The sequence below is a fragment of the Undibacterium sp. GW821-FHT11H02 genome (assembly GCF_058808015.1).
The window spans coordinates 1-10,773 of the sequence record NZ_JBXARG010000035.1 but is presented as its reverse complement, the minus strand read 5'-3'; the positions used below and the strand labels follow the sequence as shown (position 1 = coordinate 10,773).

General features: G+C 44.2%; 19 protein-coding genes. 17 read left to right on the top strand and 2 right to left on the bottom strand.

Going from position 1 to position 10,773, the window contains the following annotated elements; translation table 11 throughout:
- The first annotated feature begins 172 nt into the window (after positions 1 to 172).
- From AC1RR2_RS20670 to AC1RR2_RS20605, 14 genes are all read left to right on the top strand, one after another.
- Entirely contained in the window at positions 173 to 634 is a 462-nt protein-coding gene (locus AC1RR2_RS20670; protein WP_493224176.1) for a hypothetical protein, read from the top strand.
- Between the two features lie 8 nt (positions 635 to 642).
- Entirely contained in the window at positions 643 to 1,311 is a 669-nt protein-coding gene (locus AC1RR2_RS20665) for a hypothetical protein (RefSeq protein ID WP_493224175.1), read from the top strand.
- 84 nt (positions 1,312 to 1,395) lie between these two features.
- Positions 1,396 to 1,680, top strand: a complete 285-nt coding sequence (locus tag AC1RR2_RS20660; protein ID WP_493224174.1) for a BrnT family toxin — start codon at positions 1,396 to 1,398, stop codon at positions 1,678 to 1,680.
- 4 nt (positions 1,681 to 1,684) lie between these two features.
- Positions 1,685 to 1,894 carry a BrnA antitoxin family protein gene (locus AC1RR2_RS20655; protein WP_493224173.1) on the top strand — a complete coding sequence of 70 codons (210 nt, stop codon included), beginning with the start codon at positions 1,685 to 1,687 and terminating at the stop codon, positions 1,892 to 1,894.
- Between the two features lie 466 nt (positions 1,895 to 2,360).
- Positions 2,361 to 2,663, top strand: a complete 303-nt coding sequence (locus AC1RR2_RS20650) for a hypothetical protein (protein ID WP_493224172.1) — start codon at positions 2,361 to 2,363, stop codon at positions 2,661 to 2,663.
- 123 nt (positions 2,664 to 2,786) lie between these two features.
- Positions 2,787 to 3,116 carry a hypothetical protein gene (locus tag AC1RR2_RS20645; protein WP_493224171.1) on the top strand — a complete coding sequence of 110 codons (330 nt, stop codon included), beginning with the start codon at positions 2,787 to 2,789 and terminating at the stop codon, positions 3,114 to 3,116.
- A gap of 417 nt (positions 3,117 to 3,533) precedes the next feature.
- The gene (locus tag AC1RR2_RS20640) at positions 3,534 to 4,013 is read left to right on the top strand and encodes a hypothetical protein (RefSeq protein ID WP_493224170.1); all 480 of its coding nucleotides are present in this window, start codon (positions 3,534 to 3,536) and stop codon (positions 4,011 to 4,013) included.
- Positions 4,014 to 4,116: 103 nt separating this feature from the next.
- Positions 4,117 to 4,605, top strand: coding sequence for a hypothetical protein (locus AC1RR2_RS20635; protein WP_493224169.1), 489 nt, complete (start codon positions 4,117 to 4,119; stop codon positions 4,603 to 4,605).
- A gap of 121 nt (positions 4,606 to 4,726) precedes the next feature.
- A complete protein-coding gene (locus tag AC1RR2_RS20630) occupies positions 4,727 to 5,038 on the top strand; it encodes a hypothetical protein (protein ID WP_493224168.1) in 312 nt (103 codons plus the stop codon).
- Positions 5,039 to 5,169: 131 nt separating this feature from the next.
- A complete protein-coding gene (locus AC1RR2_RS20625) occupies positions 5,170 to 5,661 on the top strand; it encodes a hypothetical protein (RefSeq protein WP_493224167.1) in 492 nt (163 codons plus the stop codon).
- Positions 5,662 to 5,816: 155 nt separating this feature from the next.
- A complete protein-coding gene (locus AC1RR2_RS20620; protein ID WP_493224166.1) occupies positions 5,817 to 6,338 on the top strand; it encodes a YrhB domain-containing protein in 522 nt (173 codons plus the stop codon).
- A gap of 59 nt (positions 6,339 to 6,397) precedes the next feature.
- Positions 6,398 to 6,754 carry a 50S ribosome-binding protein YggL gene (locus tag AC1RR2_RS20615; protein WP_493224165.1) on the top strand — a complete coding sequence of 119 codons (357 nt, stop codon included), beginning with the start codon at positions 6,398 to 6,400 and terminating at the stop codon, positions 6,752 to 6,754.
- A 277-nt stretch (positions 6,755 to 7,031) separates the two neighbouring features.
- Positions 7,032 to 7,340, top strand: a complete 309-nt coding sequence (locus AC1RR2_RS20610) for a hypothetical protein (protein WP_493224164.1) — start codon at positions 7,032 to 7,034, stop codon at positions 7,338 to 7,340.
- A 447-nt stretch (positions 7,341 to 7,787) separates the two neighbouring features.
- Positions 7,788 to 8,060 (top strand): DUF7710 domain-containing protein, encoded by a 273-nt coding sequence (locus AC1RR2_RS20605; protein ID WP_493224163.1) that lies wholly within the window; start codon positions 7,788 to 7,790, stop codon positions 8,058 to 8,060.
- A gap of 96 nt (positions 8,061 to 8,156) precedes the next feature.
- Here AC1RR2_RS20605 and AC1RR2_RS20600 read toward each other — a convergent pair whose 3' ends face one another.
- Together AC1RR2_RS20600 and AC1RR2_RS20595 are read right to left on the bottom strand one after the other, a co-directional pair.
- Positions 8,157 to 8,450 carry a type II toxin-antitoxin system RelE/ParE family toxin gene (locus tag AC1RR2_RS20600; protein WP_493224162.1) on the bottom strand — a complete coding sequence of 98 codons (294 nt, stop codon included), beginning with the start codon at positions 8,448 to 8,450 and terminating at the stop codon, positions 8,157 to 8,159.
- The gene (locus tag AC1RR2_RS20595; protein ID WP_493224161.1) at positions 8,450 to 8,689 is read right to left on the bottom strand and encodes a type II toxin-antitoxin system ParD family antitoxin; all 240 of its coding nucleotides are present in this window, start codon (positions 8,687 to 8,689) and stop codon (positions 8,450 to 8,452) included. The genes AC1RR2_RS20600 and AC1RR2_RS20595 overlap by 1 nt, the downstream gene beginning before the upstream one ends.
- A gap of 171 nt (positions 8,690 to 8,860) precedes the next feature.
- On the opposite strand from AC1RR2_RS20595, the gene AC1RR2_RS20590 reads away from it, so the two are divergent.
- The 3 genes from AC1RR2_RS20590 to AC1RR2_RS20580 all read left to right on the top strand — a co-directional run bounded on the left by AC1RR2_RS20590 (position 8,861) and on the right by AC1RR2_RS20580 (position 10,576).
- Positions 8,861 to 9,577, top strand: coding sequence for a hypothetical protein (locus AC1RR2_RS20590; RefSeq protein ID WP_493224160.1), 717 nt, complete (start codon positions 8,861 to 8,863; stop codon positions 9,575 to 9,577).
- A gap of 93 nt (positions 9,578 to 9,670) precedes the next feature.
- Positions 9,671 to 10,042 carry a hypothetical protein gene (locus AC1RR2_RS20585; protein WP_493224159.1) on the top strand — a complete coding sequence of 124 codons (372 nt, stop codon included), beginning with the start codon at positions 9,671 to 9,673 and terminating at the stop codon, positions 10,040 to 10,042.
- 381 nt (positions 10,043 to 10,423) lie between these two features.
- On the top strand, positions 10,424 to 10,576 hold the full coding sequence (locus tag AC1RR2_RS20580; protein WP_493224158.1) for a hypothetical protein: 153 nt from the start codon (positions 10,424 to 10,426) through the stop codon (positions 10,574 to 10,576).
- The last annotated feature ends 197 nt before the right edge of the window (positions 10,577 to 10,773 follow it).

The following is a 10,773-nucleotide window of genomic DNA, read 5'->3' as shown; positions in this document are numbered from 1 at the left end:
GGCTTGAGATAGAATTGTAATTTTGAATTTCGGAGTTGGTATGCTTTGTTTTCTCCGCGTAGCGGCTTCGTCCAACATGACATTCGAGAATGATGCGCGAATATGCGCGTTCTCAAAATTTACTGAGCTGCGCGCGCGCATTTCAAATCAGCGTTATGGGGCTTAATCCTAAATGAAGGCAGTCACTATTGAAGCAGATTCCATATTTCAAAGTCAGAATGAAATTACTGAAATTGAATATAAATCTGGGCGTTTAGAAATTACTTCACAGTCACTAGATGCTACTCAAATTGTTCGAGTAAGTTTTTTGGAGATTGCTGGATTTAGAGTTCTCGATGAGGGGGATTTGTTGGAATTCTGGCCTACATGTTCTAGCCCCAATGGTTGGGTCTTTCAAATAATTGAAGGCGGTTGGTTTGATCAAGAACGACGGCGGACAGGTTTTATTCGTGGCAATATAAAGGAAATCAAAGAATATCTAGTTACTGGAGTAGATGAATGTGTAAGTGTTTTTGCATGGTCACCTCCAGATATACATTTGGCTACCCCAAAACATGACAGTCGATCGGAATCGCGAATGAATTTTTTGTTCTATTTGAAATCTGTGGTCGCGTTCCGATCACCTATGCGTTAGCCGCCTCAATGAACGTCGCTGCCTCGCCCTGGAAATACTTCCTTTCAGCAGACGCTTCTACGCGCCTTCCCGTCCTGCTTGGGGGCACCACCTTTGCCCAGATCACACACCGCATTGTTGAAGGGTTGACCGTCTTGTGCTGTCACCGGAGCGAGGTCATAGGCACGGGCTTCATGCGCCCGGTGTATACGATCGCGGTCGACCGCGAACTCTTTGATCTGTTTTTCAATTCACCGGACGGCTACAGAGCGGCCTACTTTCGGTCGCCGGGAATGGGAGTCGACGCGAATGTCTTTTTCATGGAGGCTATCTCGTCGCGGTTGGTGCAGCACCCCTTGTCAGCGAATTCGGCGCTTCCGCAACCGCTAATTCGCGAATCCTTGGCCACGCCATCCGCCAAGGCCTGGCTCGCCGAGTACGGCAAAGAGATCGACAGAAAGTGCCCCGGCTGCAAGGGCGAGTGGAGTTCAGGTTCTGCTGGTCCCTCAGAGCGGGCAGAAATTCTCAACGGTAGGTGGGAAGCCACACCTGGGCAGAACGCAGAATGGGGCCGAAAGGCACCCTTCCTTACGAAGCTTCGCATCATGGGAGCATTTCTCAATGATCGACACCATGAACTCGTGCCTCATGACAAGAGGTTCCGCGCATACGACATTCACCGCTGCGGGTGGTCATAGGGAGTCGGCCACCCCTCATGTCAAACGTTAAATTTCAAAATCTCCGTTCTTGACTTGTAACTACACTGTAGTTATATTGTACCTATGAATGATCTTAGTTTTGAGTGGGATAAGTCTAAAGCCACGATAAATTTTAAAAAACACGGGGTTAGCTTTGAAGAAGCTAAGTCCGCGTTTTCTGATGAGCGGGCGAAATTAATTGCTGATCCCGATCATTCGGAAGATGAAGATCGATTCATTCTTTTGGGCTATAGCTCAAGCTTGCGTCTTTTGGTTGTATGCCATTGTTACCGTACAGACGAAAGCATTATCCGGATAATTTCCGCGCGGAAGGCTAGCCGTCACGAAGCCGCTTCTTACCGAAGGTGAAATCATGAGAGACGAATACGATTTTTCGAGAGCAACTAAAAATCCCTACGCTTCACAACTCAAAAAGCAAATCACTATCCGACTTGATGAGGAAAGTATTAATTACTTCAAGTCTATTTCAGAAGGCATCGGCATTCCATATCAAAGCCTTATTAATCTATATCTTCGTGATTGCGCGGCATCACAACGTAAGTTGAACCTCAAGTGGAAATAAAATTTAACAGGACGTTCGACACAGACACGCAGGCGTGCGTGTCAACTTTGCGTTAAGCATCAAGAATGGAACTTCGATACCCATGGGTTTCACTAAGTGATCCCGCATCTTTTGAAAAGCAACTTGCTAGTGAGCTGCCAATAGGGCATTCCCTTTCGGGGATTCTTGTTCGTGCACTTGCGCGCATGGAAGGTTCTGATGACATATTATTTGAACTGCTTGACGGGTCTCAACGTCTCGCCGTGGTTCATTTATCATATTCGAAGAGCGTAGATTCTAATTGGCCATGGACTGAACTGTATCAAAGCTATGAATCTTGGGTCTCTGAGCGTATGCAAAAAGATAGTGGTGGTAGTGATGCTTAACAGGACGGTCGATCGGAATCGCGAATGAAGACATCATTCTTTTTACAACCTGTGGTCGTGTTCTGATCACATCTGCGTTAGCACACGGGAGAAAACGGACAGTGGCAATATTTAAAGTCTTGAGCGAAGATCATTCTGATCGCGCAGATGACGCGACAATCTCGAACTTTGTTCTTCGTGTTGAAATGATTCAAGGTCAAGTCACGCCCGGTCTTACCTTTACAGCTTACTGTACTCATCACCCTTTCTTAGTCACAGTTGTCCAAATTTCAGAGCAAGACTCTATTGCCGTATTAGCTTGTGAGACGACATGGCCGATGTATGATGGATTCTTTGAGAATACTGTTATCAACAGCGCAGGCGTTGGTCGACGCGAACAGTTTTCTTATGCACATGGACTGTGATATGAAGTCTATTTGTGCAAAAAAAAATAGTCGATAGTGACACCGTTTTAGCTTTTAATCCTCGTGCTATCCGTAATTCGCGGCGCACACCACTTTTGCGTTAGTCCTCAGACAAAGAACCCTATGACTCATCAAACTTTATCAGTCACTCTTTTTCCCGTCCTTTTCGGGATGGTTATTGTGTGGTTCGTGCTCATCAAGCTGCTCTTTAACCGGCTTGAGTGTGCTCACCCGCAGAAGTACGAGGCTATGGGCAGACCATCATTGTTTTTGCGCAATAGCATCGCTGGCGGCTGGGTCACTCTCAAGTTCCTGGTCGCCCGGGAACATAAGGCGCTCAATGACAACTATTTGTCCAAGCTTTCAGACGCGATGCTCGTCTTCTTCGCAATCTATTTGCTTCTGTTCTTTGGCTTGTTCTTCGCGGTCACCGGGCAAACTCCTGCGGCCTGACGAACCGTTCGAGAAGTGCGCAAGGATTGGCGTCACTTCATATTGTATTTACGAGGCGCGCGCCTCTGAACTAAAACGTTAAGCGTCTTATGGAATCGTCTTCCTTCACCGTTGAATTTCATCCCCATCTAACAAAAGATCGATGGAGTGATTTCCTGCTAGCGGCAGGCACGGCTGGTGCGTCAAGTAACTGGTTTTCCTCGCATCGAGTTGAATTAACATGTGTAAAGCGGAGCCAACTACAGCATGTTGGCTATATCATATTCAGAGTTGGCACACCTTCGCTTTGTAATGTGGTCACAGTAACAGGTGAAGCAAAATTACTAGCTAGCGCCTACGAAAAAACGCTTAACATGACTGAGAATTGCCAATGAATATTTCACCTAAATTTTTTACCATCGTGGCGATTTCGTCATTTTGGCGTTAGACATCATCAGACATACAGCCAAGGCGCCTCTCATCGTAGAACTTGAACTCTGGTCATTGCCACTCAATGTGCAAACGCCCCTAGACGGAAAGGCTGTCGCCGAGCGCTGCAGAGTTGAGACTGGCCTCGCTTCGAACCTTGTGCTTGGCCTGAACTTCGTTCCCGATTCCATCGATACGCAAAACCTGTGCGCCGCACTGAAGTGTGGTGAACTTCGGCAAGAAGACTTCACTACCTTTTGCGCCGAGCGCGGACTTGAACCATCGCCTGAAAATCAACGTTCGGCAGCAGAGTTTCTCGCCTATATTGGTGGTCAAGGCCTCGCCTGGCTTCACTTTCCAGCGGAGCAGAGCGGGTTGGCAATGGCGCGCACTGTGGTTGCATGGGCAGCGAGCAACGGCATGCATCTACGCGATGGAGCACGCACATACGTGGGGCTTTCTGAGAAGCAGGTTTACTCTCTGTGGTAGTAGTGACGCCAAACCCCTTGACGGGAAATCGCCGAAGATTACTTCGATTTTGTTTACAATTGTGGCGACGATCCCGTCAAGTCGACGTTACCCTCTCACTTATATGCTTTCATTAATTTCTGAAGAACTCTTGCAAAAAACCATCCACGTTATTGGGCGTGATGGTATTTCTGACGATGAAATAGAAGTTGAAATTTTTGCGTTAGCTCAAGAACGAATGTTAGCAAGACGATTGATAGATTGGCTTCCTGAAATCTTTGGTATTGTCCTTGTTTCCCATATCGCGGATATTCAATTGCCGACTACTTTTAGTGCGAAGGATAAACGTGGTAGGTGGATTGAATTAGAGTTTAAGCTTGAGCCGATCGTTCAAATTGCAGCGAAAGTAGCAACTGAAATGTATCATGCTGGGCCGCGCAATACCTTCAGCAACATTGCACTTCGCAGTTCTATGGTTAATGCTGTAAATCGTGCGCTCAACCAGTCGAAGTCTTTGGTTGGAGCACAATTATCCGGTCCTGCACTTATAGGTATCCCAGCTGAGATTTATCTACCACCATCAAAGCCATTTTGGCGAAGGTTCTTCGAGTGAGCGATAATGAGGCAAACTGGATAGTCGATCGGACTGGCCGCGATGCGGCTCAGTATTTTATAAATTTGTGGACGGTCATCCGTTCACCGATGCGTTAAGCGGTTTTAGCTAAGGAGATAATGTGCCAGTCGGAGAAATAGTGGGAGAGGTTATTGGCGGAACGATTAAAGTTATTGGAAGAGTTCTTGCTGAAATTGTCTTTGAAGTACTCGTCAAGGGTTTAGGCTATTTAATCTGTAGGCCTTTTTCTCGAACTGTAAATCCTGACGGCGCAATTGTAGCTGTGGTTGGTCTTATTACTTTGGCGTTGTTATTGGCTGCGTTTTATTTTGGCTATGAATTTATTTCTGTTCAAACTGAAATAGACCGCTGCTTAGATTCAGGCGGAAGTTATAATTATCAAGCTAACCAGTGCAATCGGCCAGGCGCTTAACAAAGTGGTCAAACACCATTCCGCCCCACTGGATAGAATTTAAGTCGCGGCTTTGTGGTTTTGCTGCGCAAAATAATTCAACAAAGCCGCGACTTAAATTCTGCCGTTTACCACGGCGTTAGAGAAACCGAATGGCAATTACTCAGCAACTTGCAAGAATGAATGAAGAAACTTTTTCTGGGTGCTGTGAAAATTCTGCTCTATTTGTTCAGCTAGTATCGTTTAATCTTCTTCCTAAAGAAAACTATCTCGATCTTTGTTGGGCTCCCGCGGGGTTAAGTACCTTGGGTAGACTTTCAGGGCAGAGCTATACTGCTCAGTCCGCACTTTATATTTCTTGCAATGGTACAAAACCAGTTCTTCCTAATATTGAAGAGACTTGGGAGTCGGCATTTTCAATTCAGGCAGAAGAAGTAAAGTCCATACTTTCAGGTATGTTTGAAGTGAATCTTGAAAGGCTGATTGGTTCTATTCCAAAAGAAGAATATAAATGGAATCAATTCTTTGGCATAGGAAAAATTCCTGATCCTGAAGCTTATTACAGAAAGCATTTTAATTTGCTTTTTGCGTTTTATAAAAATGCTGTAGAGTGTGGCGAATCTATAATTGTGTGGTCAGACTAAACTTCTCTAACAAGTCGTTGCTGCAGCACTACGGCACTTCGTGCCTACGCTGGACAGTTTTTAAGTCGCAGTTTTTTGGTTTTGCTGCGCAAAATTATTCCATAAAACCACTACTTAAAAACTGCCGCTGAACTCGGCGTTAGCACTCAATCATCATGAATGTCGACCAGGCAAGAGAGATATTTGAACGAGATGTAATGAGAAAAAAATTCGACTGTGTCCTCATTGAGGATGCAACGCGTGAATATCCTCGTTGTTTCGTATTTATCTACCAGAGCAGGAAATTTGTCGAAACAGGCGATTTTGGTCAAATGATGGTCGGGCACGGACCTGTCCTTATTGGCCGTGAGGACGGCAGAGTATTTGAAACCGGTTCAGCATTTCCAGTCGATTATTACGTTAAAGCTTTTGAAGCTTGTGGCGACCCGCAAGCGTCGCCAACCAATAAGGTGAAGATCATTGGCTGGAACGCAGGAGCCAATAAAGTTCAGGCTACCAAACTGATAAAGGCCAAATCTGAGTTGGGTCTCGCTGAAGCGAAAGCTGTTATAGACAGTGCGTTGTCGAGTGAAGAATCCATTTTTACTGCCGGCACAGTTGAGGGCGCGGAGGATGCGGTTGTAAAGCTTAAAGAATATGGTTTTAATTCAATGCAATTGTGGAGCAATCAGTGCTAACTTTGCAATCGAGCGGGACGCGTAAATTTCTGCGCCCTTCAATTTAAAAGTTAGCACCCATGATAATTCGATCAAAGCGACGAAGCCGACGTTTAAGGAAAAAATTGAAAATATCTGAATTTGTCGTGTTTGGATTTCACATGTCGATTGAATTGTCCAAGTCCCTGACTATGGAAGCGCGTAATTTATTTTGGGCAGAATATATTCGTGATGCGATCGAAGGAAATGGTTTGACATATGGCGGCTTAGCAGAAGGGTTCGTGTGTACAGAAAGTGGCGCGTCGGCGGTTGAGGGCGATCGGATGAAAGTTGGGGCATGGTTGGCTTCACGCTCCGAGTTGCTCAGCTATAAAGTTGGGGAACTAATTAATTCGAATCCAGGATTTGATTCTTTGTACTCACTTCTTCCTGAGTAAAGCTCAGCGTAATTTCTAGTAGTATCTAGGTTTTATGTTGAAAGAAATAGCTATTTACTGTGCTAACAAGACTGTCGATCGGAATGGCCGATTCTATTCATTCTTGAATTTCAAAACATTTGCGGCTATCCGCGCACATTTACGTTAAGCGTCAGGGGAAATTTTGTACGAGACTGAATTCATTGAGAAGATAGATTGTAATTTTCCCTATCATTCCGAACCGGAGTGGCAAGCGCTCGTAAAATTGGGTGCCAGTATTTCCCCAAATGCAGCGTACATGGTTTTACATGAAATTTGTCGTGTTCCAAGTAGAAAGAAAGTGACTCAGAAATCTAAACAAGCAATGCTTGAGTACTGGCGGCAGAATTTCAATCATCCGAGCACGACAAGTGTTCTTAGAGCTGCTGAGGTAATGGTTCAAGGCGAGGAATTGTCAGTTGAAGATTCAATGAGTATTATGGAATGCATTGCTGCTTATCCTAATCAATATAATGCTTTATCGATTCCATATTTCGCGTGCGATGACATAGATGGGAGGGCAGATGATCTTTACCAAAAAATTATTGGTGCTTGGCGTGACGCTTAACAAGACGGTCGGCGAGGCATCGCTAGTTACGATTTCACTGTTTATAAATTTTCTGGTGGCGGCGATCCCAGCACCTCTGCGTTAAACATCAAATTAAATGAGACCTTTAGAGCGAATAGACGAAATATCAAATCTCATTAAAGAGATTTGGAGTGAACTTCCAAGCATGAGGTATATGCAGTTAATCTACGTTTTGCAATCGAGTTTTTCGGAGAAGAATAAAAATATTGGAAGAATTGAGGCAGGTGAGGATGAAACTAACTCCAGAATTGGATTCGATTTATTTCATATTGAAGACGACAAGTTAAAACTTTTCCTCGAAAACTTTCTCTTTGATCTTAAAACAAACAATGCTTAACATGACATCGACGGCGAATTGCCAATGACTATTTCACTTAAATTTTTGACGATCATGGTGATCTCGTCATTTCGGCGTTAAAAATCAATATGAATCAGACTGTTTGGATATTCAACGGTGCAAGTTCGAGATTTCCTGGTGGGGTATTTTCTTCGCTTGAGGTTGCGGAGTATTGGATTTCCACAAACAAACTATCAGGTGTTTTAACAGAGTATCCGATAGATATTGGTGTGCTAGATTGGGCGTCAAACAATGGTTACTTTACCCCTAAATCATCCGCACAATTGACACCTAGTTTCATTGCGGGGTTTACCTGCGCTTCTCAATCACATTTTCATTTTGAAGAAGGTGTTCGAGCATGAAGATTTTTAGCAAGATAGTCGATCGCACTGGCTGCGATGCGGCTCAGCATTTTATAAATTTGTGGACGGCCATCCGTTCACCGATGCGATATATCCTCAGAGCTGCGATTCGTAATCCATACTCTTATGCAAAATTCGTACTACCAAAATAATTGAACCAAGGGTCTGTTTGTAGAAAATTATGTGGCTGCCTTGTGGGAATTTCCGGTATCCATCACGAATGTAGTCGCATGAAATTCCCAAATTTGGATTTTGTGCGAGCATAAAAAATGCATCGTCCAATTGCTTAATGTAAAAATTTCGTTGTGTTTTACCCCAACGGTTTTCTGTGAAAAGAGCAATTGAGCGCAAATCGTTTTTGGCTTCTTTGCTTAAATGAAATAGGTCCATCAATCCTTCTTTTCATCAAGTTCAGCTAAGAAGTCTTTGTAGTTGTAATTGGCAACGCCGCTTTCCTCGCCATGAATGAGCATTTGACGAAGTGTTTGCAGCTTGCTTTCTGAATCTTCAAGTAGACGTAATCCAGCCCTTATAACTTCACTGGCTGTGCCATAACGACCAGACTCAAGCTGTGAGGAAATGAAGGTATCGAAGTGATCGCCCAAAGTAATGCTTGTGTTTTTTGCCATGAAATACCTCAAAATGTACCAATAAATACCATAATATCGTATTTATTGGTTTTTTCAAGGTGTAATGTCTGTAAAGTGAGCTATAACAAGTGGGGCGATCGGATAGGCCGTAAAGCGGCTTATTGTTTATTAATTTTGAGGACGACCAGTCGTTCATTGTTAGCTTATTCTATGATTTACCTTACTAGAGCATTACCGATTCTCATTGCGCTCCTAATTCTTCCTGCTGTCTCGCAAAGTCAAACAGAAAGAGTTTTGCCGGCATTTGATGAAAAACTTGCGAAGCCGCTTTTGCTTGTTGCAGACCTCGCACCAGGTGAGTATTTTGCTAGACCGCCCAAATCTGCAAAATGCAGAGAACCAAATGTGGTGTGCATTGACATGGACCCACCGCCGTTTTCTCTTTTAGCGACAGTTCGCTCTTCAGTGTATGGTGGCGATGTTCAAGATAAGATAGAACTCATCGTGCGCAGTCACTTCGGGATGGGAGAATACGAAAAAGGACTGAACTCGGTTCTCGTCATGATCAAAACCGACGGCCAGAATTTTATTATGCCGAGGTATGCCAAAAAGAAATTAATCAGAAATAAGAAAGATGACTTGTATATGTCGATCTTTAGTAGCGATCCTATTTGGTGGTTACCGTGTTCAGTGTCTGACTTAAAGGAAGAGATTGTTAATGATGAGTTTGAATCGTCTCTAGAAATTCCAGAAGTCGAATTTGGAGCTTATAGAGTTGAAAAATTTCCTGAATATTTTCGTCGTACTGCAACAGGTGCTATACCTCGATATGCGATCGCTATTTCAAAACTTGGCGAGCATCTAAATCATCTAAATCCAATGAACTTGGAGATGTCTTGCGATTACAAACAGTTGCCAGCGAAATGAAATTTAGCATAGCATTCAAAACGGACGCGCGAATAGGTATATTGCTAAGTTTTGCTATGCAATTAGTGCTTATTTCAATTCAACGTCAAACATATGGATAATTGCGAATACAACGATGGTGACACTCTTACTCAGTATGTCTGGAATAATTATCAGCATCTTTTTTCTCAGCTTGAACAATTGGGTGTGAAAGCAGTCCTTGTTGAAAATAAGGCCAACATTGCTTCGAGTCCAAAGAAGGCTGAAATGCTGCGAAATAAATGGGGCGCAGAAAACGATCCCGAGGTGCTTGCTGCGCTAATTGACGGTGTTGATATTTTTCGTCAAAGAGTTCGTGACAGAGTTTTAAGAGAGCACACTGATCAAATATTTATCAATCGTTGCCCAAACTGTGAGCGGATTGCAAGAACGTCGCGCGCAAAACAATGCCTTTGGTGTAGTCATGCTTGGCACGAAGTTATTTAACAGGGCGATCGATAGAGAATCGCCAATGATTATTTTACATAAATTTATGAGCGTCTTGGCGATCTAGTCGTTTCGGCGTTATAGCCCATGGTTCACATTAAACAGTTAATCTAACGGTGGAGCGCAGAGAAATCGGATGTCCTGCCGCCAGCATCTCCTTCCGAAGTCATCGCGGCATTCGAATCTGTTGGATGCACGCCTACCGCGGATGTCATTCGTCTCTATGGTTACTGCGGCGGCATGGAGCAAATGGACTATGCCATGTGGCGACTCTGGCCGCTTGACGAAATAGTCCAAGAGAACGCAGTAGTAGGTGAGTCGGGCATTCTTTTCGGAGACTATTTGATCAGTTCTTGGTGCTATCGCCTGAGACCGGTGAGCATGGAGGTTAGTGCTGTATACCTCGACTACTTCAATGGATCGACGCCGATTCAAGTGGCGACCACACTGGAAAGTTTTGTTGAAAGGCTTTGGTGTAACCCAGACGATGTGTTGGTACCTAAGTGGAAAGAACACGAAGCGAATGAGCCATAACCTATCAATCGACATGGACCCACAACAGCAGGCGGCGGCTTCGCCGCAAGTTGTTGTGGTCCGGTCATCTTCACGTTGAGGCTGTATAAAAAGTCCAAAGAAACACGAAAACAAGGAACTGGGGGGTGTCCTGAATTTTGTGTAAACGGTGTTTAAGTTAAGCTACAGGCATACGGTCGCCGAACTGAATAGTAAAT